This window comes from Geomonas subterranea (assembly GCF_019063845.1).
Lineage (GTDB): Bacteria > Desulfobacterota > Desulfuromonadia > Geobacterales > Geobacteraceae > Geomonas > Geomonas subterranea.
Genome location: NZ_CP077683.1, coordinates 3,798,575 through 3,825,375, shown reverse-complemented (window position 1 = coordinate 3,825,375; position 26,801 = coordinate 3,798,575). Strand labels below are relative to the sequence as shown.

Below are 26,801 nucleotides of genomic sequence, written 5' to 3'. Positions count from 1 at the left end.
TCGTGCAGAGATCACCTGAAGCAAAATATCGTCAATCATCAATCGGGTTTAGCCATGTCGTCGAAAGAGCTCAAAGTTCTGCTGGTTGAGGATTCCCAGGAAGACAGCCTGCTTCTGGTCCGGGAGCTGGTGCGCGGCGGCTACAAGCTCGAGCACCAGAGGGTGGAAACTGCAGAGGGGATGCGGCGCGCGCTGGAAGCGAGCAAGTTGGACGTCGTGATCTCCGATTACAGCATGCCCTCCTTCGATGCCCCGGGCGCCCTGCAGGTGCTGCACGAAAGCGGCCAGGACCTCCCCTTCATCATCGTCTCCGGCAAGATCGGCGAGGACCTCGCCGTCGCCGCGATGAAATCCGGGGCCAGCGACTACCTGATGAAGGGAAACCTTGCCCGCCTGGTGCCGGTGGTGGAGCGCGAGCTGCGCGAGGCGGAGGAGCGCAGGACCCACCGGCAGACCCAGGAGAAGGTGCGCCGCGGCAAAGCGGAATGGGAATCGGTATTCGACGCGGTTTCCGACCTGATCATCATCACCGACGCCGAAGGCGTCATCTCCCGCTGCAACGGCCGGGTGACCTCCTACTTCCCGGGGGGATACGATGCGGTGCTCGGTAAACGCATCGACGAGATCTTCTTCGGTGCGGAGCAGCCCGAAGGGCAGGTATTCCGCTTCCTGCACAGCCAGGGGGAAGCCGACGAGGACGTCCGTTTCCCCAACCTGAGCGGCTGGTACAACGTGGCCAGCTACCCCATGCGGGCCGAGGGGAACGACCGCGGCTTCGTGCATATCATCAAGGACATCACCAAGCGGCGCGAGGTGGAGGAGGAGAAGCGTACCAGCGACCGGGAACTCCTCACCCTTTACGCGGTGGCATTCCGCCTTCAGTACACCAAGGGGGTGGAGAAGGTGATGGGAGACCTCCTGTTCCAGCTGCACAACATGCTGCAGATGGACTTCTCCTGCATTCACCTTTTCGAAGGGGAGAAGCTCAAGATGCGCGCTTCGCTGGGGGTATCGCCCGCATTCGAAAAGGCGATGAAGGCGCTCCCCGGGGATGCGGAGTGGAGCCGGCTGGCGCAGAGCGGGCGGCCGTTTCTGGGAGAGGAGCCGGACGCGCGCTTCCCGGATAAAGCCAAGAAGGCCGCCGCGGCGATGGGGCTGCACTCCTGGTGCACGGTCCCCCTCAAGATAGGGCAGGAAGTGATGGGCGTGATGACGGTGGGAACCCTCTCCGGGCGCAGCTACAGCGACCGCGACGTCTTCCTGCTCTGCTCCATTGCCGGCCAGCTCGCCGTCCTCATCGACAACTACAGCCTCTACGACAAGATGAAGGAGAAGGCGGAGGAGCTCTACAAGAGCAAGATGGAGCTCAAGGACAACTTGCAGAAGGTAAAGCGCGCCAACATCGAGTTGGGGCGGCTCAACACCGCCAAGAACAACTTCATCGGCATCGCGTCGCACGAGCTCAAAACCCCGATCACCTCCATCATGGGGGGGGCGGAGTTCCTGCTGAAGTATTCCGGGATCCCGATGACGCCGGAGCAGCACAACATCCTGGCATCGGTCTACGAGGGGACGGTGCAGTTGAGGAAACTGGTCGAGGATCTTCTTTCCATCTCCAGGATCGAGACCCAGGGGCCGCTGGCGCAGAAGAAACCGGCGAACCTGATTCAGGTCTGCCGCGAGGTGCAAAACCTCTTCGTGCTGCCGCTTTCAGAGCGGCACATCACGGTGCGCATCGACGGCGAGGAGACCGACGTCCCGGTCGATGAGGCTTTCGTGACGCTGGCGATCCGCAACCTCATGGAAAACGCCATCAAGTTCACGCCCGACGGTGGCGAGGTGCGGCTTACCGGCCGGGTGATGAAGCATGCGCGGTTGAAGGAGCTGGCCCCGACCCTGCGCCAGTTCTACACGCCCTTCCCCAACAACGTTGCCACGGCCGAGAGCTATTACCTGTTGCAGGTGAGCGACAACGGCATAGGGATTCCCGCCGACGAGCGGGTCAGGATTTTCGACAAGTTCTACGGCGTGGGAGACATCGCCCACCACTTCTCCGGCGAGACCGCCTTCATGTCCAAGGGGTCGGGGCTTGGTCTCTCCATCGTGCGCGGCATTATGGACGCCCACGAGGGTGTGGTCTGGGTGGAAGAGGCGGCCGGCGGCGGCAGCACCTTCTCGCTGCTTTTTCCACTGCAAAATTAACAGGGATAAAAGGGATAACGCCGGATAAACCCTAAGGCTTTTACCGGTTTTTATCCATTTCATCCCTTTTATCCCTGTTGATCGCTGTTAGGGGAAGTCATGACTCACGCCATCACCTTGCATGACATCACCAAGAGTTACGACGGCTTCACGGCCGTGGATGCCTTCTCGCTGGAGGTGCAGGGCGGCACCGTCTTCGGGCTTTTGGGGCCGAACGGGGCCGGCAAGACCACGCTGATCAAGATCCTCACCACCCTGATGCGCCCTACCCTCGGGGACGCCTTCGTGGAGGGACACAGCGTGGTGACGGCGGGCAAGGAGGTGCGCCGGCTGATCGGCGTGGTCCCCCAGGAGAACAACCTGGACCGCTACCTGACCGCGCGCGAGAACCTGGTCCTGCACGCCAGGCTGCACGGCATGCGGCCTGCGGTCTACAACCGGCGCATCGACGAGCTTTTGGAGATGACGGGGCTCACCGCGCGCCAGTACGACTTTCCCGACACCTTCTCCGGAGGGATGCAGCGTCGTCTCGTGGTGGCGCGCGCCCTGGTGCACGAGCCGCGGGTCCTTTTCCTTGACGAGCCCACCACCGGCCTCGATCCGCAGTCGAGGCGTTCCCTTTGGGACCACATCCGCGGCCTGCGCCGGAGCATGACCGTCTTTTTGACCACCCACTACATGGACGAGGCCGATGCCCTGTGCGACCGGATCATGATCATGGATCACGGCAAATGTCTCGCTGACGGCACCGCGGGGGAGTTGAAGGACGCCTTCTCCCGTGCGCACACCTACCAGGTCGAATTCAGGCGCGATGCCGACCGTTACCAGGAGGTGCTGGCCGGGCTTTCCTTCGTGAAGGGAGTGGAGCGCGACGGGAGCCTGTTCCAGATCACCCTGGCCGGCGAGGAGTCGATAAAGCCGCTCATGGACCACCTCTCCGGCTCCGACATCCGCCGCATCTGTTTGAAGGAGCCCACACTGGAGGACGTCTTCATCTCGCTGACCGGGGAGAAGGTCAGGGAGTAGCGTCGGACCAGTCCGACCGTCGGACCGTCCACCAAAGGAGCCTCATGTTCAAAGGCGCTTTTTCCATCTGGGGCAGGGACATGCTGGTCTTGAGGCGCAGCATCATCTCGGAACTCGTCTCCGTGATCGCCTACCCGCTCACCCTCTACCTTGCCTTCGGCTTCGGCCTCAAGGGGTACATCACCTCCGTGAACGGCGTCCCCTACCCTCTTTTCATAGCCCCCGGCCTCATCTCGATGACGGCGGTCAACGCCGCCTTCGACGAGAGTTCCTGGAGCATGTGGTTCCACCGCAAGGTGCAGCGCACCATCGAGGAGTACCGCGTCACTCCGGTCACCGTGTACGACATCGTCATCGGCAAGATCTTCTCCGGCTTCTCCCAGGGGGCGGTCAAGGGAACCGTGGTCTTCCTGGTGATCCTCGCGCTCACGCCGTTTCGCATCGACTACGCCAACCTGCCGGTGTATCTGCTCAGCATCGCACTCTCATCGATGACGTTCTCCTGCCTCGGCACCATCTGCGGCACTGTCATAGACAAGCCTGAAAACATCGGACGGGTGCAGTCGGTGGTCATCGTGCCGCTCATCTTCATGGCGGGAATCTTCTTCCCGCTTTCTTCCTACCCCTCATCCATCCTTCCACTGATACAGCTCCTTCCAACGACCGCGGTTTTCGAAGGCGCACGCTATGCACTACTCACAGGTGTCATCCCGTCACAGTACCTGGTGAACCTGGTGCTGACGGCGGCGATCTGCTTCATCATCGCCGTATACACCTTCGACCGCAAAATGGCGGAATAAGCGATTCTTCTTGAGTTCGCCGCACCTTTCATAGTAAAGTTTGCAGTAAACTTTTTACCTCCTGGATGCCGCTTCCGGCGCTGTGCCGTGCAGCAGGCAGACCGAGCGTACCTTGTCGCAGAGCCGACCGTTTTTGGCGCGAATTCTTTTCCTGCCCGAGTCGATTAGCCCCCCGCCGCACTGCCACGCTTTCCAGGGTAACTATTGGAGATACCATGGCCGAAGAGTTCATCCCCAAATGGATCGCCTGGGAGACCACCCAGCGCTGCAACCTCAAATGTGTGCACTGCCGCTGCTCCTCCGAGCTGACCTCGTCCGAAGGTGACTTCACCACCGAGGAAGGCAAGAAACTTCTCAAGGAAATAGCCGATTTCTCGAAGCCGGTCGTGGTACTCTCCGGCGGCGAGCCGCTGATGAGGCCGGACATCTTCGAACTGGCCGAGTACGGCACCTCGCTCGGCCTCAGGATGTGCATGGCGACCAACGGGTCGCTGGTCACCGACGAGGTCTGCGAAAAGATGAAGAAAGCGGACATCAAGATGGTTTCGCTCTCCCTGGACGGCTCCACCGCCGAGGTTCACGACAATTTCCGCCAGTGCCCGGGGTCCTTCGAAGGGGTCATGCGCGCCGCCGAGCTGTTCAAGAAGCACGGCCAGAAGTTCCTGGTCAACTCCTCCTTCACCAAGAGGAACCAGACCGACATCGCCAACACCTTCAAGGTGGCCAAGTCCATCGGCGCCACCGCCTGGTACATGTTCATGATCGTTCCGACCGGCCGCGGCGAGGAGATCATGAGCGAACTCATCTCCAAGGAGGACTACGAGGAGATCCTCGACTGGCACTACCGCCAGGAGAAGATGGAGGACGACATCCTCATGCGTCCCACCTGCGCGCCGCACTACTACCGCATCGTGCCGCAGAAGGCGAAGGCCGAAGGCGAGAAGTTCGAACGCCGTTCGCTCACCTTCTCCACCGGCGGCGGCAAAGGCTGCATCGCCGCGCAGACCATCTGCCTCATCGACTGCTACGGAAATCTCAAACCCTGCTCCTATTTCCACCGCACCGCCGGCAACGTCAAGCAAACTCCCTTCAAGGAACTCTGGGAGAACTCCGAGATCTTCAAAGATCTCCGCGATTTCAAGGCGTACAAAGGGAAGTGCGGCGAGTGCGAGTACCTGAACGTCTGCGGCGGCTGCCGCGCCCGCGCCGATGCGGTGTACGGGGACTACATGGAAGAAGAACCGTTCTGCAACTACGTGCCCATCAAGGTGCAGAGAAAGCAGAAAGACTAACTGCCGTTGTGCGTTGAAAAACTATGGCCCCTACCCTGTGGCGTCCCCTCTCCCCCCGGGAGAGGGACAGGGTGAGGGCGTTGCAACGAAGAGGCGGTGTAGCGCTGGGCACCTCCCTCACCCGGCCTTCGGCCACCCTCTCCCAGGGGGAGAGGGGCAGCTCTGATTCTTGATGCCGTAAAATTTCACCCAGGAGGATTACTATGAACACTCGCTTTTTAGACGCTTGTTGGGGTCAGCCGGTAGACCGAGTGCCGGTATGGCTTATGCGCCAGGCTGGCCGTTATCTCCCCGACTACATGCGCGTCCGCTCCAAATGCACCTTCCTGGAACTGTGCAAGACCCCGGAACTTGCCGCTGAGGTGACCATTCAGCCGGTGGACATCCTGGGCGTCGACGCAGCCATCCTCTTCTCCGACATCCTCACCCCGATCGAGCCGATGGGCATGGAGCTCGACTTCACCCCGGGCCCGGTGTTCTCCAAGCCGATCCGCACCATGGCCGACGTCGAGGCGCTCAAGATCCCGAAAATGGAGACCGACGTCCCCTACGTGCTGGACGCCGTCAAACTGCTCCGCAAAGAACTCGCTGCCAAGGTGCCCCTGATCGGCTTCGGCGGCGCGCCCTTCACCCTCGCCTGCTACATGGTGGAAGGCAAGGGGTCCAAGGACTTCGCCGCGCTCAAGAAGATGATGTACGCCGAGCCGGAAGTCTACGCGGCCCTCATGGACAAGATCACCACCATGGACATGGAATACCTGAACGCCCAGATCGCGGCGGGTGCCCAGGCCATCCAGATCTTCGACACCTGGGGCGGCATGCTCTCCCCCTCCGATTACGAGCGCTACGTCCTCCCCTACACCCAGCGCCTCATCAACGGCCTGAACCGCACCAACGTCCCGGTCATCCACTTCGTCAAGGGCGCCGGCACCATGCTGGAGATCGTCAAGCAGGCGGGCGGCGACGTCATGGGGCTCGACTGGCACGTCAACCTGGGCAAGGCCCGCGACGTCCTGGGCGACATGGCGGTGCAGGGCAACCTCGACCCGACCGTCCTCTTCGCTCCCAAGGAGATCATCGAGCGCGAAGTGAAGCGCGTGCTGGACGAGAACGCCGGCAGACCGGGCCTCATCTTCAACCTGGGGCACGGCATCCTCCCCACCGTCCCGCCGGAAAACGCCATCTTCATGGTCGACTGCGTGCACCGGCTGACGCAGAAATAATTCAGGACCACAGACAAGGGCGGCCGATAAGGCCGCCCTTCTTGTTGACCCCGTAAATGGATCCGGCGGCGTGTCGCCGCGCCAGGCGCCGGAGCTGCCAGGAGCGCATCATGCTTAGGCTTTTCAAGATAGACAACGGGCTCATCAAGGAGATGGAGTACCAGAGGGAAGAGCTCCCGACCCAGATCCTCAAGGCGGACTGGATCGACGCGCACGAGCCGGACGACGAGGAGAGGGATCTCCTTGAGTTGTTGCTGCACACCGACATCCCCGAGTCGGACGAGGTGGACGAGATCGAGATCTCGGCCCGCTGCTTCGTGGACGCGGCCGGGATACACGTACACCCGCTGTTCCTCTCCCAGAGCGAGGGGCGTCACATGACGCTCACCGTCGCCTGCATCCTGCAGGCGAAGCACCTGATCACCATTCGCGAGGGGGACCTCGCCGACTTCCGCCTGCTGCGCATGCGCGCCCGCAGGGGGCACGTCGAGTGCCGCTCCGCCGCGGAGCTTCTGGTCCTCCTTTTGGACCAGAAGGTGGAGAACCACGCGGACACCCTGGAGGACATTCACCGCCAGCTGGAGGGGGTGAGCCACATGGTGCTCGAGGACGACGCGTCCGAGCTCGAGGACGCCATCAGCAAGCTCGCCCGCCTCGAGGACAGCAACGGGAAGATCCGCCTCTGCCTCATGGATACCCAGAGGGACATCTCCTTCCTCCTGCGCCACCTGCGGGACCGCACCGACCAGACCGAGACGCTCAGGGAGATCGCCCGGGACGTCGAGACCCTGATGTCGCACACAACCTTCCTGTTCGACAAGATCAACTTCCTGATGGACTCCACCCAGGGCTTCATCAACATCGAGCAGAACCAGATCATCAAGATCTTCTCTATCGCGGCGGTCGTGTTCCTCCCCCCTACCCTGGTGGCGAGCATCTACGGGATGAACTTCGAGATCATGCCGGAACTGAAGATGGGGCTTGGCTACCCCTGGGCCCTGCTGCTGATGCTCATCTCGGGGTTCGCTCCCTACTGGTACTTCAAGCGCAAGGGATGGTTGTAGCGAGGCAGGGCAAGTTCCCGAAATGTTATGATTAGTAAGCGTATAGAGATAAATGGATGATTTACATGTTGTCATAAAAATGATATAAGTCGCCGCGTCGGTCACATCGAAAAGAGGCGGTCTTATGGCGAAGAGAGCGGTCCTGGCAGCGGCGGCAGCACTGGTACTTTCCTTTTCCTTACCAAAAGCATGGGCAACCAACGGAGACACCTTGATCGGCGTGGCCCCCGCGTCGCGCGCCATGGGCGGGGCCGGTGTGGCGGCGCCCCAGGACGCCATCAGCGCCATCTTCGCCAACCCCGCCGCGGTCTGCATGGGCCCCTACTGCCCCGGAAGCGAGTTCGTTTTCGCCTCGACCATCTACGATCCCTCGGTCAAGGCCACCGTCAGGGTCGGCCCCAACACCACCACCGCCAAAAGCGACATGAAGCCGTTCATCATCCCGGCAGTCGGCATGATCACGCCGATCAGCGACCGCCTGCGCTTCGGTCTCGGCATGTTCGGCATCACCGGGATGGGTGTTGATTACCGCAACAAGGGGATCGACCTGAACCCCTTGAACGCCGGCAGCGAAGGTGACATCTACACCCAGCTGCAGATCCTGAAGTTCGCCCCCAACATCGCCTTCCTGGTGACACCCGACTTCTCCATCGGCACCTCGATGCACCTGCTCTATGGCTCGCTGGACCTCGGCCAGGGGACCGCGCACAACTACGGTTTCGGGGAGCAGTTCGGCGCCCTCTACCGTGCCGGCTCCTGTTCCTTCGGGGCAAGCTACACCACCCCGGAAAAAATTTCGCACCAGAACGTCACGGACTTCGGCAGCGGCCTCCAGAAGCGGCAGTTGAGCATGGAATCGCCGCGGACCGCATCCGCCGGCATCGCCTGGCGCCCCACGGAACAGCTTCTCATCGAGACGGACGCCAAGTGGCTGAACTGGAAAGACGCCGAGGGGTACAAGGAATTCGACTGGAAGAACCAGTGGGTCTACGCCCTGGGGATGCAGTACAAGGATCCGGATGGCCTCACCCTGCGCCTTGGCTACAACTACGGCAAGAGCCCGGTACGCCTGCACAAGGGGTTCGATGCTGCGGGAACGACGAGCCTGCAGGGGAGCACGGTGCCGACGCTTTTGTACGAGTACCTGCGCATGATCGGCTTCCCCGCTATCGCCGAACACCACTTCACCTGTGGAATCGGATACCAGTTCTCCAGCAGGTTCGAGGCCCATCTCGGCGGGATGTGGGCCCTCGACAACACGACCAGCGAGACCGATGCCAGCGGAACCTTCTCCTTCGGGTCCAATGTCAGGGAAACCTCCTACGACTTGGGCCTCATCTGGCACTTCATGTAACAACGGAGCCGAAAGCCGCCCCCTCCGTCCGTGGTTCATCGAACCGTTCAGGGATCAAGCGCCCCTCTCCCCACTTTTCCTGACGGGGGGGCGTTATCTTTTTGCCACGACCTCGCCGCGAACCTTCCATGTGCGCCATAGCCCCCAACTAAAACCTCAAGTGACTTCTCTATCAGCCGATACATGAACCAGATTTCCCGTCTTTTCGGCTGTCCCTTCACGGGCTCGACCCGCGGGGTTGCCTGATCCCAGCCGAAGTTTCTATCTCGACCGGATGTTTTAAGAGAGCACGCTCATGCTGTTCACGGTAAGCTGGCATATCCTCATACTGTTTTTCCTGGTCCTCACGCCGTTGGGGCAGGCTAACGCGGCCCCCTCCCCTTCCGGGCGCCCCGCGGTCATTGCGGTCGGCGTGCAGCCACTGGGATATCCGGCGGCGATGATCGGTACGGTGCTTGGGCATGACGCCATGCTGAGGCGGGAGCTGGCATCCTCTGGGTACGTTCTCAAGTTCATCCCCTTCCGCAAGGGGAGCGACATGGTCGACCTTATGGGGAGTTCGCTCAGTGCAGCCATCGTCGGGGACATGCCTGCCATCAGGATGGCGACCCGCACCGATGTCTGCGTGGTGGGGCTGACGAAGAAGACCTTCACCTCGGTGGTAGGTCGCAACATTACGCTGCTCGCCCAGCTGAAAAACAAGCGGGTGGGATGCCCGGAGGGGTCCTCGGCGCATCACACGCTGCTGCAGGCCCTGGCAAGCGTGGGGCTCGGCGAGAAGGACATCAGGTTGATTCCCATGGAGGTCGATGCCATGCCCGCCTCGATGGAATCGGGAGATGTGGACGCCTTCGCCGCGTGGGAGCCTGCGCCGACCCTGGCGCTTGTGAAGAGTACCGAGGCGCGGGTGCTGTTCCGGGGCGCAAGCAGCGACTTCTTCGTCATTTCCGGTGACCTGGCGCGCAAGGACCCGCAGGCCGCGCTGGCGCTGTCGGCCGCCTTGGCGCGCGCGTTGAACTGGATGAGGAAAAGCAATGCGAACCTCCTGCAGGCGGCGGCCTGGGCAGAAAAGGACGGCGAGCAGCTTAGCCCGCGCCGCAGGAAACTGCCGCCGAGCCAACTGATCGAGATAACCCGGCGCGAGATCCTCGATGTGCCGGCGGCGCCGGTCATCGTGAGGCTCCCGGCCTCCCAGCCGTTGAAGGGGGAATTCGATTTCCTGAAGCGGATGGGAAAGATTCCGGCGGACGCGGCGTTCCCGAGGGTGGAGCGCGCGTTTGGCTACGACGGGCTCCAGCAGGTGGTCAAATACCCCCGGCGCTATCGGCTGGGTGAGTTCGAGTACCTGCCGTGACCGCGCGAGGAACGGGGCACGGCAGACTGCGTGGCATACGCGAGCGCATCATCACGTATTTCGGCGTCCTGTCGCTTCTGGGCGGCGGGGCGCTGCTCCTCGTCCTGGTTTACGGGGCCCCGTGGCTGGGGATCGAAGGGATCCACGGCCTCAAGGAAGCCGAGATCGTCCGGGCCCTGGAAAATGCGGCGGATCTGAAGAAGCAATCGATACTGACCTGGCTCGGCTCGCGCCGCACCGAGCTGGCGCTGGTCGCCAATTCCGAGGATTTTGCCGGATCGGCAGCGGCCCTGCTCCATCAGCCAGCACCCCCCGCCCCTCCCGAAGACCTTGTCCGGCTCCTCTGCCAACATCTGGCCACCCTCACGCGGACCGCTCCCGATGCCTATGACAGTGTCGCACTCGTTGCCCCTACCGGGAAGGTGATCGCCGCAAGCGACCCCGGACAGGTCGGGAGCAGCTATCGTTACCGTGAATTCCTGGATGCGGCCTTCACCGTGGGGGCCAGCGAGCAGATCGGGACGGCCTTGCACGACCGCGAGCCGGTGATCCTGATCTCGCGGCAGCTGGCGGTCCGGGACAGGGAAGGGGGGGAGACGGGAGAGGTGGCGGCGGTCCTGGTGAGCGTAACCAGGCCGCAGCAGAGCCTGGAGGCGCTGGCGCTGTTGCCGGGGATCGCCGATGCCGAGGGGAACCAGATGATCCTGGTCGGGGCGCGGGGTGAGCTCCTGGCGTCGCTGCCGGAGCGCGAGCCGGCGTCGGCGGAGAAAGATCCTCTGCTGGCTCGACTCTCGCGGCAGGCCATGACCATGACCGAATCCGCCCGGCTCGAGACCCTGGATGACGGACGGCGGATCATCTCCGCGTACCGGTATGTCCCCCTGGGGGTGGCCCAGGGATGGGGGATAGCCGTGGCGATGGATCAGGAAAAGGCATTTGCGCCCCTGGTTTCCACCAAGACCAGGGCCGCCCTGTTCGGGCTGGGCCTGATCGCGATCGCCCTGGTTCTCGTCGGCTGGGGCGGAGGACGGGTGGCCGGGCCGATCAGGGAGCTGCGAAACACGGTGCTGGCCCTCGAGGACGGCGACCTCTCCGCCAGGGCGGCAGCGAAGACCGGCGTGCCCCAGGAGATAGCCGACCTCGCCGCGACCTTCAACAGCATGGCGGGGCGCATCGAGGATTCGCACCAGCAACTGGAAAGGAAGGTGGCCGAAAGGACCAGGGAGTTGCGCCATGAGAAGGAGAACGCGCGGCGCTACCTGGACCTGGCCGGCACCATGCTGATTCTCCTGGGGAGCGACGGCCGAATCAGGATGATCAACAGGGCCGGGGGAAGGCTTTTGGGGGGACGGAAGAAGAGCTTCTCAACCTGGACTGGTTCGACAACTTCCTCCCTGCTGACAGGAAGAAGGAAGTAAGGGAGGTGTTCGACTCGCTGATGCGCGGCGAGCAACAACTCCTGGAATTCTACGAGAACCAGATCCAGACCCGTGACAAGGGGGAGCGACTCATCTCCTGGCACAACATCCTGATGCGGGACGAGGAGGGGGGCATCCAGGGCGTTTTGTGCTCCGGCGAGGACATCACCCACAAGCGGCAGGCAGAGCAGGAGCGCGGCGAACTGGAGCGGCAACTCCTGCACACCCAGAAGCTGGAGAGTCTCGGTGTGCTGGCCGGCGGCATCGCCCACGATTTCAACAACCTCCTGATGGCGATAGGCGGCAATCTCGAACTGGTGCGCCAGGCGGTCGAGCCGGGAAGTTCCGTCACCAAGTACCTGGATAACGCGCACCAGGCCGTGAAGCGTGCCGGGGATCTGACCCGGCAAATGCTGGCCTATTCGGGCAAGGGGGGGTACAGCGTCAAGCTGGTGGATCTGAACCTGCTGGTGGGCGAGAACGTGGAGCTCATGAAGGCGTCGCTGCGGAAGGGGGCGGTGGTGACGGTCCAACTGCAGCCCGGACTCCCCCTGTTCGAGGCGGACCCCGGGCAGATGTTGCAGGTGATCGTCAACCTCGTCACCAACGCCATAGAGGCGGCAGGGGAGGGGGGGACCATTTCCGTGGCGACGGGGCTGGCGGAATTCCAGGCGACGCAACTGGGCCGGAGCCGGCTGGAACGAAAGCCGCCGCCGGGGAGCTTCCTGTTCCTCAGGGTTGCCGATAACGGCTGCGGTATGGACCGCGCCACCTGCGAGCGCATGTTCGATCCCTTCTTCTCCACCAAGTTCACCGGGAGGGGACTCGGGCTTTCGGCGGTGCAGGGGATCGTCAGGGGGCATGGAGGCGCCATCTTCGTCGAGACCGGTGCAGGCGCCGGAACCACGGTCCAGGTGCTGTTCCCGGTGGTGGGGCCGCCGTCGACGGCGGAGGTTGCCACACCGCCGGCACGACGGGAAACGGCGACTCCGCGTGGGACGGTACTGGAGCGTGCACTGGCCAAGGAAGCGGAGGGGAGGGACGGTGCGGCGGTGGAAAAAACTGCCTTGGTAGCCGCGCCAGGTGATGCCTCCGCACCGGAGGTGAAGGGAGACGGCAAACCGGGGACGGTGCTGATCGTCGACGACGATGAGATGGTGCGTCTTGTCTGCCGCGCCATGGTCCGGGGGCTTGGTTACAGCACCATGCTCGCCTCCGACGGTGCGGAGGCGGTGGAACTGTTCGGCAAGCATGCGGCGGAGATAGGCTACGTCATCATGGATTTGTCCATGCCGCAGATGGACGGCATGACCGCGGCAGAGCGGCTGCGCGGGATCCGTCCCGATGTGCGCATAATCCTTTCCAGCGGCTATAGCGCCATCGAAGAGGCAAGGCGGCTCTCCGGGCAGCGCGGCGCGCTGTTCATCCAGAAGCCTTACGACCTGGAGTCGCTGAAGCAGGTGCTCGGAGACAAGGAGCCGCTTTGAACTGGCACGTCTACATCATCCTCTGCTCGGACGAGACCCTCTACACCGGGATAACCACCGACGTGAAAAGGCGCCTGCGGCAGCATGCCACCGGCCGCGGGGCAAAATACTTCCGCGGCCGGCAGCCAAAGGCTTTGATCTATCTGGAAAGCGGCTTCGACAGGAGCGGGGCGGCCAAGCGCGAAGCGGCAATCAAGGCGCTGTCCTGGAGCCAGAAACAGGCACTGATCCAACTCCCGGGCAACGCCGCCGCGTCGATCACCGCTTCCCCCTGATACACGGTCCGCCCTACTTGAGCTGAGGGTGGGGCGTCTCGTCAGAGCCCGGCGGTAGCAGAGGATAGGAAAGCTTCGGCTGCCTCCCCGTCAGTGTCCTCAGAAAAGCAACCGTGTCCGCAACTTCGCTGTCCTTTAACTTTACCCCGAGCTGGGCCGATCCCATCACCGTCACCGCGTCGTGAAGCGTCCAGACCTTGCCGGAATGGAAGTAGGGTTGGGTCACGGCCACGTTGCGCAAGGAGGGCGCCTTGAAGACGTAGCGGTCGCTTTCCGTGTTGGTGACCATGAAGCGGCCGGTATCTCCGGCAGGGCGGATCTCGGTGGCCGGCGTCTCCCGCACGCCGAAGGGATAGTAGTCGCTCCCTCCCACGTTGGTGCCGGCGTGGCAGGGGGCGCACCCCTTGTCCATGAAGACGCGCAGGCCCCGCTTCTCCTTCGCGTCCAAGGCGCCGGCTTCACCCTTCAGGAACCGGTCGAAACGGGAGTCCGGCGTGAGCAGGGTCGCCTCGAACACCTCGATCGCCTTGGCCATGTTGTCGAAGCTGACCGGCTCCTTCTCGCCGGGGAAGGCCGCCTTGAAGAGGGGGAGGTAGCCCGGGATGCTCTTCAAGGTGCGAACCACCAGGTCCGGGTTGCTGTTCATCTCAGCCGCCGCCTGCACAGGTCCCTTTGCCTGGGTCTGCAGGTCCTTCGCCCGTCCGTCCCAGAACTGAGCAACGTCGAACACCGCGTTGAAGACGGTGGGGGAGTTGCGCGGTCCCTTCTGCCAGCCATGTCCCGTCGAGGTCTCCTGGAGATCCGCCCCGGCCAACCCCACGTTATGACAGGTGTTGCAGCTGATCAGCTGTGAGGTGGAAAGCCGCGGGTCGAAGAAGAGTTTCATGCCCAGATCTACCTTGGCGGCGGTCGCTGGGTTCGCCTTGAGGTGAGGGGCCTTGGTAGGGATCGGCTTGAAGAGCTTGTTGGCGCGGGACATCAGGTCATCGGCGGCGTGAGAGGTTTGGCAGAGGCAGAGCGGTAGGAGCAGCAACAAAGGAATTTTCTTCATGTGACCTCCTGTATGCTGGAATGACAACTATTTAAAGTTACTAGGCGAGTGATGGGTGTCAACCTTTTTGCGTGCGTCCGGTGGTGTGGGGCTGTAGGGGCAAATAATCATTTGCCCAGCCGCGGGTGCATGGCCGATGCAGATGGCGGGGGAGGCGGAGGCGCCACCAAGGGGGGCGAATGATTATTCGCCCCTACGGTGGACGGGTGCACGGGAATGAAAAAGGGGGCCTTGCGGCCCCCTTTGCTGGTTCAGGTCTGTTGCGCCGGTCTCAGCGCTTCAGGTACTCATTGATGGCGGCAGCGGCGCGCTTGCCGTCCCCCATGGCGAGGATCACGGTCGCGCCCCCCCTGACGATGTCGCCGCCGGCGAAGACACCGGGGATGCTGGTCTGCCCCTCCTCGTCGGCCACGACGTTGCCCCACTTGTTCAACTTGAGATCAGGCGCGGTGGCGGTGAGGAGCGGGTTGGCGTTGGTGCCGACCGCGTTGATGACGATGCCGGCGGGAATGTCGAACTCCGACCCGGCAACGGCCTGCGGACGGCGCCTCCCTGAATCGTCCGCAGGGCCGAGCTCCATCTTCTGGCAGCGCAGGGCCGACACCCAGCCGTCTTCGGTGCCGACGATGGCGACGGGGGCGGTGAGCATGACGAACTCCACCCCTTCCTCCTTGGCGTGCTTGATCTCCTCGACCCTGGCAGGCATCTCGGCCTCGCCGCGGCGGTAGATGATCATGGCGCGCCTGGCCCCCAGCCTGCGGGCGGTCCTGACGCAGTCCATGGCGGTGTTGCCGCCGCCGATGACGGCTACCTCGTCCCGCTGCAGAATCGGCGTCGCTCTGTCCTCCTTGCGCCCCGCCTCCATGAGGTTGACACGGGTGAGGAATTCGTTGGCGGCGTAGACCCCTTTCAGGTTCTCCCCCGGGATGTTGAGCATGGTCGGGAGCCCGGCGCCGTTGGCGATGAAGACGGCGTCGAAGTCCTCGCTCAGCTCGGCGACGGTGAGGGTCTTGCCGATGATCACGTTGCACTCGATGGTGACGCCCAACTCCGCGAGGACCGCGACCTCACGGTCGATGATCTCCTTGGGGAGACGGAACTCGGGGATGCCGTAGCGGAGCACGCCGCCGGTGTCGTGCAGCGCCTCGAAGATGGTTACCTGGTGCCCCTGGCGGGCCAACTCACCGGCGGCGGTAAGGCCGGCGGGGCCGCAGCCGACCACGGCGACGGTTTTCCCGGTCTGAGCCGGCTTCGCTTCCTTGAGCAGACGGTCCGGGTGCAGCATGGCCCAGTCCGCCACGTAGCGCTCCAGGTAGCCGATGGCCACCGCGTCCCCTTTCTTGCCGCGTACGCAGAGCGCCTCGCACTGGGTCTCCTGCGGGCAGACCCTGCCGCAGACCGCGGGGAGGGCGTTGTCGCCGCGCAGGATCTGCGCGGCGCGCGGGAGGTCCTCGCAGGCCAGCGCGTCGATGAACTCGGGGATGGAGACGCCGACGGGGCACCCCGCCACGCAGTTCCTGGTCTTGCACTGCAGGCAGCGCTGCGCCTCGGAAAGTGCCTGGTCTTCGGAGAGCCCGAGGTTCACTTCCTCGAAGTTGGTGCTCCGCTCGTCCGCCGGAAGCTCCGGCATATGAACCCTATCTATAGCCATCCTCTCTTTGGGGGACAGGTTGTTGCTCACTTTGCCACCTCCTTAGCCAGTTTGCAGCCCTCGGCCGCGTGTCGTGCCGCCTCTTCCTTGCGATAGCTGGTGAGCCGGTCGGAAAGGCCGTCGAAGTCCACCTGGTGCGCGTCGAATTCGGGGCCGTCCACGCAGGCGAACTTGGTCTCGGTGCCCACCTGGACGCGGCAGCCGCCGCACATCCCGGTGCCGTCGATCATGATCGGGTTGAGGCTCACGACGGTCTCTATTCCCGGCTCCCGGGTCAGGTTGGCGACCGCTTTCATCATCGGGACCGGACCCACGGCGAATACCGCCTGCGGGGCGCGCGCCGGGTCGGCGATCATCTCTGAGAGCGGTCCCGTGACGAATCCCTTATGGCCGAGGCTCCCGTCTTCGGTGGTGATCAGCAAGTTCTTCGAGAGAGCGCCCAACTCGTCCGCCAAAATGACATAGCGCTCCGAACGGCCGCCGATAATGGTGGTGATCTCGTTTCCAGCTTCCGCCAATGCCTTCACCAGCGGAAAGAGCACTGCCGTTCCGACGCCGCCTCCGACGCAGGCGACCCGTCCCCAGTTGGTGATGTGGGTTTCCTTGCCGAGCGGGCCTGCCACATCACGGATGAAGCCGCCTGCGGGCGTCGAGACGATCTTTCGGGTCGAGGCGCCGATTGCCTGTATGAAGAGGGTGATGGTCCCGGCGGCCGGGTCCGCGTCGCCGATGGTCAGCGGGATCCGCTCTTCGCCCTGTGTCAGCCTGACCATGACGAACTGTCCGGCCTTCCTGGCGCGTGCGATCCGGGGAGCGACCAACACCATCTTGTGGAGGTTTTCCGCGAGAATCTCGTTGCTTACAACTTCGAACATTGGGTCACCTTTTTTCGAGGGGATTGTGTTGCAGCTGTTTTAGCGTAGTGAATACGATATCAGGTGGAAGGGAAAAAGCGCAAGGAAGTATACGGAAAGGCTGAGGTAATGAACAATCGACAATGGAGGATTGGCAATGGAGAGGAGCGTGCGACATCAGGAATCCACGTGGTCCCCGCGTCGTCCATTCCCTCTCTCCGGGAGAGTGCGGCCGGAGGGCGGGTGAGGGGGTGTGCCACGAAAGGCCGGAAAGGGGAGCCCTCACCCCGACCCTCTCCCAGAGGGAGAGGGGGAACTTCTCTGAGAGGGGCTGCCCCCGAGTGGGCTCCCCGAGTGGGCTCGCTGAGTGGGGAGTTGCCAGAGCAGAAAGTGCCAGAGGGGAATTCGACAGAATACGGAGTTGGCCTGAGGCACGACAGCTCCCGCCCCCGGAGGGGGAGGGTAGGGGAGGGGGGGATGCTCTCATTACGCCCTTACTTTATAGGTGGCGCAGATGATGCCGGCGAAGATGAGCACGATCCCCACCACGTGGAAGGATTGCAGCCGCTCGCCCAGGAAGGCTACCGCCATGATAGTGCTGAAGGCGGGCATCAGGTGCACGAACTGCCCCCCCACGTGCGGCCCGACCTTTCGCAGACCATGGTTCCAGGCCGTGAAAGCAACCACGGAGGCGAGGATGCCGACGTACAGGACGCTGAGGATGGTCGGAAGGTTCCAGGTCATCAGGTGCCCCTGGGAGATCTCGTACCCGTAGAAGGGGATGAGCAGCACCAGGCCGCACACCGTCATGGAAAACAGGAACACGAAGGGATTGAGCCCCTGCGGGTAGCGCTTGATGGCGACTGAATAGAGTCCCCAGGCGATGGCGGCCAGAAGCACCAGGAGGTCGCCCCGGTTGAAGCTGAGCGTGAGGATGCGCGCCGGGTCCCCGCGCAGGATGATGGCGGCCACGCCGGCCAGGGAAAGGGCGATGCCGGCGTGCTGGCGCAGCATGACCCGCTGTCCGTAGAAGATGCGGGCGAACATGATGATGAAGATGGGGATGGCGGAGTTCACCAGCGCGGCGTTGATGGCGGTGGTCCAGTGCATGGCCGTGTAAATCAGGAAGTTGAACAGGGTGACGCCGAACAGACCGGAGATCCCGACGAGCGGCAGGTTCGCCCGCACGATGGGCCACTGCTCGCGCAGCCGCGGCAGCACCACGGGGAGGAGCACGATGAGCGCAACCACCCAGCGCCAGAAGACGAAGCCTGCAGGGGGAATCACGTTGTTCATCGCCCGGCTGATCACGAAGTTCCCGGACCAGATCAGTGCGCTCAGGGTGAGGAGGAGGTACGGCATAGGCGGAACCTGCTGCGGCAAAAATTTCGTCCACTCCCCCTCGCCCTTTGGGAGAGGGGGAGTGGGTGAGGGCGGCGCCAAAGCGGAAAGACTCTCTCATTTTGCGGAGTTGGTCAAGCTAATTGAACAGGGATAAAGGGGATGAAGGGGATGAAGGGGATGAAGGGGATAAAGGGGATAAAGGGGATAAAGGGGATAAAAAACAAAACCCTCCCCCGGAGGGGGAGGGCAGGGAAGGGGGAGTTGGTTGAGGTCGAAAGGGCGTTCGCCCGAATGGATCTAGAACTCCTGCGACATCGCCTTCACCTGGCGGGCGGTGAACACCGGGCCGTCCTTGCAGACGTAGACGTTGCCGACATTGCAGCGGCCGCATTTGCCGACGCCGCACTTCATCCTGTTCTCGAGGGTCGTGTAGATGTTGTCATCGGTGAAACCGAGGCGCTCGAGAACCGGGAGGGTGAACTTGATCATGATGGGCGGCCCACAGACCAGGGCGATGGTGTTCTCGGCGCTGGGCGCCGCCTCCTCCAGCACGGTGGGGACGAAGCCGACTTTGCCGTCGAAATCGGGGCCGGCGCCGCCGGGATCCACGCATTTCACCAGGCGCACGTCGTCGCGCTCCTGCCACTCCTTCAACTCGTGCTTATAGACCAGGTCGGCCTCGGAGCGGGCACCGTAGACGATGGTGATGTCCTTGAACTTGTCGCGCAGGTCCAGGCAGTTCCAGATCACGGTCCTGAGCGGCGGCAAAGCGATGCCGCCGGCGATGAAGACCAGGCTCTTGCCGTAGAAATCCTCGATAGGGAAGGAGTTGCCGTAGGGGCCGCGCACGCCGACGGTATCGCCGACCTCAAGCCTTCTCAGCGACTCGGTCACGCGGCCGACGCTCCTGAAGCAGCACTCGATGTAACCCTTGCGGGTCGGCGCCGAGGCGATGCAGAAGGTCGATTCGCCGAAGCCGAAGGAGGAGTATTCGGCGAACTGGCCGGCGCGGAAGCTGAAGTTCTCCCGGACCTGCTCGTCCTGGAAGACCAGACGCAGGGTCCTGACGTCCGGGGTCTCGTCGACGATGGCCTCGATGGTGGCAAGGTTTGGGAGGTAGATGTTTTCAGATTTGCACATAGGTCTTTTCTCTCATGCCCCCTCCCCCCTTGCGGGGAGGGCCGGGGTGGGGGGAAGCGGCCATCGGCGTTGCCGGTTGCATCTTCACCCACCCCCGACCCCCTCCCGTCAAGGGAGGGGGAGAGATAGGTTAGTCCTGCTTGGAGTTGATGGTCTCGAGGATTTCCGCGATGTCGATGCCGACCGGACAGGCACGGATGCAGCGGCCGCAGCCGGTGCAAAGGGTCTTGCCGAACTTGCCGTCGTAGTACTTGAACTTGTGCATGATACGGTTTCTGTAGCGCTTGTTCTGCACGTCGCGCGGGTTGTGGCCGGAAGCGTGGTTGGTGAACTTGGCGAATCCGCAGGCGTCCCAGTGCTTGCGCCTGACGCCGTCGTCCGTGCTCCCCTCGTCGTTGATGTCGAAGCAGTGGCAGGCCGGACAGATGAAGGCGCAGGCGCCGCAGCCGACACAGATGTCGGCGATCTTCTCCCAGAGCGGATCCTCGAAGTGCTCTTCCAGCCATTTCTTGATCTTGACCAGATCGAGCTTGCCGACGCCCTGATCCACAAATGGAACCGGATCGCCTCCCGCTCCCTCGGCAAAAAGATTCCGGTGCGCAGCTACCAGCGCCTCCCCCTTTTCGGTGACTGCCTTGCAGGCGTAGGAGCCGTCCTTGAGCGGGGTGAGAAACAGGTCGCTTCCCGCCTCGGCGTCCGGCGCGAGGCCGACGGCGCGGCAGAAACAGGCGTCGTCACCCTTGGTGCAGGCGATCCCGACGATGGTGCTCTTGCGGCGGCGCTCCAGGTAGAACTCGTCCTTGTAGTCCCAGGACATCACCGCGTCCAGGATGGCGGGGGAGCCGGCGTCGCAGGGGGGAGCGCCGATCAGGACGGCCTCGGGGAACTGGGAGCGGTCCACGTCGGTCACCTTCATGGACCCGTTTTCCCTCTTGTAGGAGAGGATGTCCTCGCAGATCGGGAAGAACAACTCCTTCGAGGAGCGGCGCGGCAGCGCGTCGAGGGTGAGGTCCGAGCCGGCGGTCAGGGGTTCATAAAGAACCACCGAACCGGACAGTTTCGGGCCCACCACGAGCTTGGCTTCCTTGACCAGGAGGTCGATCAGATTGCGAAGGTTCTGTTCCGTAATGATCTGCGGCATAAAGGTCTCTTTGTAGTGGCCTTCTCCCCTCTCCCTCCGGGAGAGGGGCAGGGGTGAGGGCGCTGCTGACTGATGTGATGCTACTCTGAATTCCAAGCCCCTCCCCCTGAGGGGGGAGGAGCCCCACCCTGCTCCTGCTGTTACTGCGTCCCACTGGGCTCCGCTGGCATCGCCCTCACCCCGGCCCTCTCCCGGAGGGGGAGGGAGATATTCGGTGGAGAGGGCAGCGGACCTCGCTACTTTATGAACGACTGGTCGTCGTCTTCCTTGTACTGGTTCAGCGGTCCCTTGTCGACCGGCGCGAGGCCCGCCTCGAAATCGTAGAGTTCTTTCAGTTCCTTAGCCATGCGGCGGTTCAGGAGGTTCAGCGGGATGTCCATCGGACAGACGCGCTCGCACTCGGCGCAGCCGCCGCAGCGACCGGCAAGGTGCATGGCGCGCACCAAGTGCCACGCCATGTTGCCGGCGGGGCGGGGCGAACTTTCCACCGCCTGCGGCCGGTTCTTGTCGCACAGGCACTGCTCGCAGTAGCAGAAGGGGCAGACCTGGCGGCAGGCCATGCAACGGATACAGCGCGAGAAATGCTCCTTCCAGAAGGCCCAGCGCTCCGCCTGCGGCATCGCCTCGATGCGGGCCATCTCCTCAGCTTCCTCCGGCGTCAGGTCCGCGAGCTCGGTGTGGGTTCCGGCGGCAACGTCGGCGCCTTCCGGCATGTGCACCGTGCATTCGCGGCACTTGCGGGCGATGTTGGCCTCGGTGAGGGTCCCGGTCCGCTCGACGCCGAAGCCGTACACGCCGGGGCAGACCACGCCGATGATGAACAGGTCCTCGCGCTGGAGCTGCGATTCCGTCATCAGCCCGGCCAGCGCGCGCATGTCGCATCCCTTGGCGACGATGCCGACTTTGCCCTGCTTCAGCACCCCTTTCTTCGCCTTGGTGAGATAGACCGAGAGGTTGTTCACGCAGGCAGGGGAGAAGATGAGCTTTTCGGCTTCTTCCACCGTGGTGACCAGCGCGGGGCTTGCGGTTCCTTGGCGGCGGCCGGGGAGATAGCCGACCACGCCGACGACGGTCTCGTCCTTCAGGATCTTGACCGCTTCCTTGCGGATGGCCTCGGTGACCGCCTGGTAGTACGCCGGTTCGATGCTGGTCACGTGGTTCTTGTTTGCTTTAGCGTTCATGTCTGGTCCGTTGGCGTCGCGGCAGGTGCCGGGCGCAAGTTTTGTCGGTTAGGAGCGGAAATTTCCCCCTCCCTAACCCTCCCCTCCGGGGGAGAGGACTATTGTAGGGGCGAATAATCATTCGCCCCTACAGCGTCAGATAGGAGGAGTTACCCGATGCTGTCGTACGCCTCTTTCAGTTCCGGCGTGTTGAGCACCTGGGACTTGTCCGCCGTAGCCTCGGCGAAGGTGGACCACTGCTCCTCGTGCTCGAGTTCCTTGAATTCGGGCATCGGCCCCATGGTGCGCACCCGTTCGGTCAGCTCGGTCACCACGTCGACCCACTTGCCCCCTTCGGCCGCCGAGACCCAGGAGAACTGGAGCCGGTTCAGATCCACCCCGACGAAGTCGAGCAGGGCGCGGAAGGCGGCGAAGCGACGCCGGGCGTGGAAGTTGCCGGCCATGTAGTGGCAGTCCCCCGGATGGCACCCCGAGACCAGCACCCCGTCCGCCCCTTTCTGGAAGGCGCGCAGGATGAAGACCGGGTCGATCCTCCCGGTGCAGGGGAACTTGAGCACTCGGACGTTAGGTGGGTACTGCATCCGGCTGGTACCCGCGAGGTCCGCCCCCGCGTAGGTGCACCAGGTGCAGACGAAGGCGACTATCTTCGGTTCGAAATCGTGCTTGATGTGCTCACCGTGCATGAAAAATCCTTTTAAAACCTGAGTCAGAAGTTCAACACAGAGGTCTCAGAGGAGCACAGAGGTCTCGGAGAAAAACAAAAACGAGGTTTTTGATTTTCCCCCTGTCTCCGGTTTTCCTCTGTGCCCTCTGTGTACCTCCGTGTCCTCTGTGGTAACGATTTTTAGGTTTAAAGCGCCTCTATCATCGCCATGATCTGCTCGTCGGTGTAGCCGTCGAGCTCGATGGACTTGGACGGGCAGGTGGCCTGGCAGGTGCCGCAGCCGCCGCAGACGCCCGGGTTCACGTAGGCGACCTTCTTCACCAGGTTCCCCTGGCGGTCCCGGATCTCCTTCTCCTCGATGGCGCCGTAGGCGCAGACCTTCTTGCAGGCGAAACAGCCGACGCAGTACTTCTCGTTCACCTTGGCGACCACCGGGTCGCGCTCCAGCTTGTCCTTGGCGAAGAGCGTCATCACTTTGGCCGCCGCGGCGGAGGCCTGGCTCACCGTGTCCGGGATGTCCTTCGGCCCCTGGCAGGCGCCGGCGAGATAGATCCCGGCGGTGGCGCACTCGACAGGCTTCAGCTTGGCGTGGGCCTCGGAGTAGAAGTTGTACTTGTCGTAGGAGATGCCGAGCTTCTGGGCCAGGAGGTCCGCGCCGTCCTGGGGCTGCACCGCGGTCGCGAGCACCACGAGATCGGCCTCGATCTCGACCTGGGTGCCGACCTGGATGTCGCTCCCCATGACCACGATCTTTTCGCCGCGCTGGTACATGCGGGACACCATCCCCCTGATGTAGACCGCTTCCTCTTCCTCGACGGCGCGGCGCCAGAACTCGTCGTACCCCTTCCCCGGGGTCCTCGCGTCCATGAAGAAGACGTAGGCCTGCCCGTCGTGCACCTTGTGATGGTAGAGCATGGTGTGCTTCGCGGTGTACATGCAGCAGACCTTGGAGCAGTAGGAAATCCCCTTCTCCCTGGCGCGCGAGCCGACGCACTGGATGAAGACCACCTGCTTGGGCTCCTTGCCGTCCGAGGGCCTGAGGATCTTGCCGCCGGTAGGTCCCGAGGCGGAGGCGAGCCGCTCGAAGGTCATGCCGTCGATGATGTCGGGAATGGTGCCGTAGCCGAACTCACCGTACCCCTGGATCGGGCTCCCTTCGGGTTTGCGGTCGATGGTGTAGAGCTTGAAGCCGGTGGCGACAACGATGGCGCCCACGTCCTCGACGGTGAGGGTGTCCTGCTGCTCGTAATCGACGGCGCCAGGTCCGCAGACCTTGGCGCAGACGCCGCACTTGCCGCTTTGGAACATGGTGCAGTTCTCGCGGTCGATCACCGGGGTGTTCGGGACCGCCTGCGGGAACGGGACGTAGATGGCGGGGCGCATGCCGTGCCCCTGGTCGAACTCGTTGGGGATCTTCTTCTTGGGGCACTTGGTCATGCAGATGCCGCAGCCGGTGCACTTGGACTCGTCAACCGAGCGCGCCTTGTGCTTCACGGTGACCTGGAAGTTGCCGATGTAACCGTCGACCTTCTCGATCTCCGAATATGTGTAGAGAGTGATGTCCGGGTGGTTCGCCACGTCGACCATCTTGGGGGTCATGATGCACTGCGAACAGTCGAGCGTCGGGAAGGTCTCGGAGAGCTGGGCCATGTGCCCGCCGATGGAAGGCTCGCGCTCCACCAGCACCACCTTGTGGCCGGCGTCGGCGATGTCCAGCGCCGCCTGGATCCCGGCGATGCCGCCGCCGATCACCAGCGCGCGCTTGGTCACCGGTACGGTGATCGGGGCCAGCGACTTCCCCTTCCGGACCCTTTCCACCATGAGCTTCACGATGTCCTTGGCCTTGGCCGTCGCCATCTCCCGGTCCTCGTGGACCCAGGAACAGTGCTCGCGGATGTTGGCCATCTCGCACAGGTACGGGTTCAGCCCTGCCGCCTCGGCCGCCTTGCGGAAGGTCTTTTCGTGCATGCGAGGGCTGCAGGCCGCCACCAGCACGCCGTCCAGCTTGTGCTCGGCGACCGCCTTCTTCAACAGGGTCTGGCCCGGGTCCGAGCACATGTACTTGTAATCGCAGGAGTAGGCGACGCCGGGGATCTCCCCTGCGGCCTTCGCCACCTGCTCCACATCCACGGTGCGGGAGATGTTCTCACCGCAGTGGCACACAAAAACGCCGATTCTGGACATAAGCTCCTCAATCCAATTGCTGCGGCCCGCGGGCTAGAGCAGCTGTTTATCTCTCAAAAGCGGCTTCGGGTCGGTGATGACACTCTCGAAACCGAGGCTCTGCGAGGCTACCCCCATGGCGAGGGCCGCGAGCTGGGTGACGTAGAAGATGGGGACGTCGCGCTGGTCGGGGGCGCTCCCGCCGTGCAGCTCGGAACCGAAGATGTTCCCGAACAGGGTGGAGTCGGGGGCGCCGTAGGCTTCCTTGATCTCCTTCTGGCGGATATCCAGGTTGCCGTGGCACAAGGGGCAGGCGACCATGATGCAGTCCGCGCCGGCGATGCGCGCACTCTCCAGGATGGCGTTGGAGAGTTTGAGCACCACACCCGGGCGGGACAGGGTGAAGTTCGCGCCGCAGCACTCCATGCGGTGGCTCCACTTGACCGGCTCGGCCCCCAGCGCGCGCAGGACGTCCTCCATGATGCTCGGGTCTTCGCAATCGTCCAGTTCCGGCACCTCCGGCGGGCGGGTCAGCAGACAGCCGTAGTAGGCGGCAACCTTGAGCCCGACAAGCGGCTTCTTGACGCTCTCCTCGAGCTTGGCCAGACCGTACTCGCGGGCGAGGATCTCCAGGATGTGCTTGACCGGCTTGTTCAGCGCAGCGGCGCCGTCGATGGCCACCTCCACCTGCTTTCTCTTGTTGTCGTCCTCTTTCAGGTGGTGCTGGGTGGTCTTGAGGCGGGAAAAGCAGGCGGCGCAGGCGACCGCCAGGTCCCCCTCGACCTCTTCCGCCAGGGAGAGGTTCTTGGCGCAGAGCGAAAGCGACAACAGCTCGTCCACGTTGTGGGCCGGGGTCGCGCCGCAGCAGAACCAGTCCGGCACTTCCTTCAGCCCCACGTTGAGCGCCTTGAACAGGGCCCGCGTGGAGATATCGTATTCGCGCCCGGAGGCGTGCAGCGAGCAGCCCGGGTAATAGGAATAACTAAGACGTTTCTTGCCAGGTGTCACAGCGCCTCCCCTTTCTTGCGCATCTCCTCGATCCTCTTGAAGATCCCTTCGATGTCGGCGATGTTCTTGTTCTTGGAGTGGAACATCTTCAGCTTCCCCTTGGAGATCAGCTTTGGTCCCAGCATGAGGTCTTTGAGGAACTGCCCGCTCTTCATGTTGAAGGCCGCACCGAGGCGCAGCTCGTACTGGCGGCCGTAAGTGCGGATGTTCTCGATGAAGAGGCGGTTCGCGAGCTGGACGTAGCTTTCCTTGGAGGGGCCGTCGGCGTCCCAGGAGAGCTTTCTCAGCGCGTCCATGATGGCGGCGAGATCGACCTTGTTGGGGCAGCGGGTGGTGCAGGTCTCGCAGGAGGCGCAGTACCAGATGGAGCGCCCCGCCAGGATGCGCTGTCCCTGCCCAAGCTGAAGCAGGCGCACCACCCGGTTCGGGGGGTGTTCCATGAACGCGGACATGGGGCAGCCGGCGGAGCATTTGCCGCACTGGAAGCAGCGCCGCACCGAACTGCCGGAGAGTGCCTCCACCTTCTTCACGAACCCGATGTTCATGGTCTCGTTGGAGAGGTGCATCAACTTGTTTTTCACTGCGGACCTCGTGACTGATTCATGGTCGGGGACCATTTTGTTAATAAACAGCTCGAAATCATACGCCCAACAAAAGCCTGAGGGCAAGTGCTTTGTGGCTGTGATTCATGTTTTGCGAGAACGCTGTTTTAAAACGGTAGAAATTTCTGTCATACAAAAATTTGGAATGGACTATACGCCATTTTAAAACAAAAAAGCAAGCATTTGTTTGAGTCGGAACTGTCTGAAAAAGAAGGGCTTTTGTGAAAATTACACGCTGAACGAGTTCCGTGGCTGGCGTTTTGAGTGAAAATCCGGGGGTAAAAAGTGAAATTTTAGAACAACAAGGAGGTTGTTACCATACTGTCCGGAAGTGCTTGAAGTAGCGCGACAAATGGTTAGAAAATTCAGATGCGTGGAAATCCTGGCTGCACACGCGTTTGACAGGGTCAAAACCGTTTGTTTACGTTTTTTTAAAACACGGCACGCAAATCATTGGAATCGGCAAATACTTTGACAGAAAAAAGTAAATGTAATAATACTGTCGGG

At 62.8% G+C, this 26,801-nt stretch carries 22 protein-coding genes; 11 read left to right on the top strand and 11 right to left on the bottom strand.

Annotated elements, in window-relative coordinates:
- The first annotated feature begins 54 nt into the window (after positions 1-54).
- From KP001_RS16670 to KP001_RS16620, 11 genes are all read left to right on the top strand, one after another.
- Positions 55-2,202: a hybrid sensor histidine kinase/response regulator gene (locus KP001_RS16670; protein WP_217286702.1), complete on the top strand. Its 2,148-nt coding sequence runs from the start codon at positions 55-57 to the stop codon at positions 2,200-2,202.
- A gap of 99 nt (positions 2,203-2,301) precedes the next feature.
- A complete protein-coding gene (locus tag KP001_RS16665; protein ID WP_217286701.1) occupies positions 2,302-3,228 on the top strand; it encodes an ABC transporter ATP-binding protein in 927 nt (308 codons plus the stop codon).
- A 44-nt stretch (positions 3,229-3,272) separates the two neighbouring features.
- Positions 3,273-4,028, top strand: coding sequence for an ABC transporter permease (locus KP001_RS16660; protein WP_217286700.1), 756 nt, complete (start codon positions 3,273-3,275; stop codon positions 4,026-4,028).
- A 215-nt stretch (positions 4,029-4,243) separates the two neighbouring features.
- A complete protein-coding gene (locus KP001_RS16655) occupies positions 4,244-5,320 on the top strand; it encodes a radical SAM/SPASM domain-containing protein (RefSeq protein ID WP_217286699.1) in 1,077 nt (358 codons plus the stop codon).
- 203 nt (positions 5,321-5,523) lie between these two features.
- The gene (gene hemE, locus KP001_RS16650) at positions 5,524-6,543 is read left to right on the top strand and encodes a uroporphyrinogen decarboxylase (RefSeq protein ID WP_217286698.1); all 1,020 of its coding nucleotides are present in this window, start codon (positions 5,524-5,526) and stop codon (positions 6,541-6,543) included.
- Between the two features lie 110 nt (positions 6,544-6,653).
- Positions 6,654-7,607: a magnesium/cobalt transporter CorA gene (gene corA, locus KP001_RS16645; protein ID WP_217286697.1), complete on the top strand. Its 954-nt coding sequence runs from the start codon at positions 6,654-6,656 to the stop codon at positions 7,605-7,607.
- A gap of 124 nt (positions 7,608-7,731) precedes the next feature.
- On the top strand, positions 7,732-8,961 hold the full coding sequence (locus KP001_RS16640; RefSeq protein ID WP_217286696.1) for an OmpP1/FadL family transporter: 1,230 nt from the start codon (positions 7,732-7,734) through the stop codon (positions 8,959-8,961).
- Positions 8,962-9,256: 295 nt separating this feature from the next.
- A complete protein-coding gene (locus KP001_RS16635) occupies positions 9,257-10,315 on the top strand; it encodes an NrtA/SsuA/CpmA family ABC transporter substrate-binding protein (protein ID WP_217286695.1) in 1,059 nt (352 codons plus the stop codon).
- A complete protein-coding gene (locus tag KP001_RS16630; RefSeq protein ID WP_217286694.1) occupies positions 10,312-11,733 on the top strand; it encodes a cache domain-containing protein in 1,422 nt (473 codons plus the stop codon). Before KP001_RS16635 ends, KP001_RS16630 begins: the two co-directional genes overlap by 4 nt.
- Positions 11,685-13,220 carry a hybrid sensor histidine kinase/response regulator gene (locus KP001_RS16625; RefSeq protein WP_239027990.1) on the top strand — a complete coding sequence of 512 codons (1,536 nt, stop codon included), beginning with the start codon at positions 11,685-11,687 and terminating at the stop codon, positions 13,218-13,220. The genes KP001_RS16630 and KP001_RS16625 overlap by 49 nt, the downstream gene beginning before the upstream one ends.
- The gene (locus KP001_RS16620; protein WP_217286692.1) at positions 13,217-13,495 is read left to right on the top strand and encodes a GIY-YIG nuclease family protein; all 279 of its coding nucleotides are present in this window, start codon (positions 13,217-13,219) and stop codon (positions 13,493-13,495) included. The genes KP001_RS16625 and KP001_RS16620 overlap by 4 nt, the downstream gene beginning before the upstream one ends.
- A 13-nt stretch (positions 13,496-13,508) precedes the next feature.
- Here KP001_RS16620 and KP001_RS16615 read toward each other — a convergent pair whose 3' ends face one another.
- From KP001_RS16615 to KP001_RS16565, 11 genes are all read right to left on the bottom strand, one after another.
- A complete protein-coding gene (locus KP001_RS16615) occupies positions 13,509-14,546 on the bottom strand; it encodes a cytochrome-c peroxidase (protein ID WP_217286691.1) in 1,038 nt (345 codons plus the stop codon).
- Positions 14,547-14,817: 271 nt separating this feature from the next.
- Positions 14,818-16,227: an NADPH-dependent glutamate synthase gene (gene gltA, locus KP001_RS16610; RefSeq protein ID WP_217286690.1), complete on the bottom strand. Its 1,410-nt coding sequence runs from the start codon at positions 16,225-16,227 to the stop codon at positions 14,818-14,820.
- Positions 16,224-17,072 (bottom strand): sulfide/dihydroorotate dehydrogenase-like FAD/NAD-binding protein, encoded by an 849-nt coding sequence (locus tag KP001_RS16605; protein ID WP_217286689.1) that lies wholly within the window; start codon positions 17,070-17,072, stop codon positions 16,224-16,226. Before KP001_RS16605 ends, gltA begins: the two co-directional genes overlap by 4 nt.
- A 465-nt stretch (positions 17,073-17,537) precedes the next feature.
- The gene (locus KP001_RS16600; protein ID WP_217286688.1) at positions 17,538-18,413 is read right to left on the bottom strand and encodes a DMT family transporter; all 876 of its coding nucleotides are present in this window, start codon (positions 18,411-18,413) and stop codon (positions 17,538-17,540) included.
- A gap of 279 nt (positions 18,414-18,692) precedes the next feature.
- Positions 18,693-19,535, bottom strand: a complete 843-nt coding sequence (locus tag KP001_RS16595; protein WP_217286687.1) for an FAD/NAD(P)-binding protein — start codon at positions 19,533-19,535, stop codon at positions 18,693-18,695.
- A gap of 130 nt (positions 19,536-19,665) precedes the next feature.
- Positions 19,666-20,676 carry a 4Fe-4S dicluster domain-containing protein gene (locus KP001_RS16590; protein WP_217286686.1) on the bottom strand — a complete coding sequence of 337 codons (1,011 nt, stop codon included), beginning with the start codon at positions 20,674-20,676 and terminating at the stop codon, positions 19,666-19,668.
- Between the two features lie 236 nt (positions 20,677-20,912).
- Positions 20,913-21,857, bottom strand: a complete 945-nt coding sequence (locus KP001_RS16585; protein WP_217286685.1) for a ferredoxin family protein — start codon at positions 21,855-21,857, stop codon at positions 20,913-20,915.
- A 149-nt stretch (positions 21,858-22,006) separates the two neighbouring features.
- Positions 22,007-22,540, bottom strand: coding sequence for a hydrogenase iron-sulfur subunit (locus KP001_RS16580; protein ID WP_217286684.1), 534 nt, complete (start codon positions 22,538-22,540; stop codon positions 22,007-22,009).
- 167 nt (positions 22,541-22,707) lie between these two features.
- Positions 22,708-24,705 (bottom strand): CoB--CoM heterodisulfide reductase iron-sulfur subunit A family protein, encoded by a 1,998-nt coding sequence (locus KP001_RS16575; RefSeq protein ID WP_217286683.1) that lies wholly within the window; start codon positions 24,703-24,705, stop codon positions 22,708-22,710.
- Between the two features lie 33 nt (positions 24,706-24,738).
- Positions 24,739-25,692, bottom strand: a complete 954-nt coding sequence (locus tag KP001_RS16570; protein WP_217286682.1) for a CoB--CoM heterodisulfide reductase iron-sulfur subunit B family protein — start codon at positions 25,690-25,692, stop codon at positions 24,739-24,741.
- Positions 25,689-26,273, bottom strand: a complete 585-nt coding sequence (locus KP001_RS16565) for a 4Fe-4S dicluster domain-containing protein (protein ID WP_217286681.1) — start codon at positions 26,271-26,273, stop codon at positions 25,689-25,691. The genes KP001_RS16570 and KP001_RS16565 overlap by 4 nt, the downstream gene beginning before the upstream one ends.
- Positions 26,274-26,801 lie beyond the last annotated feature (528 nt).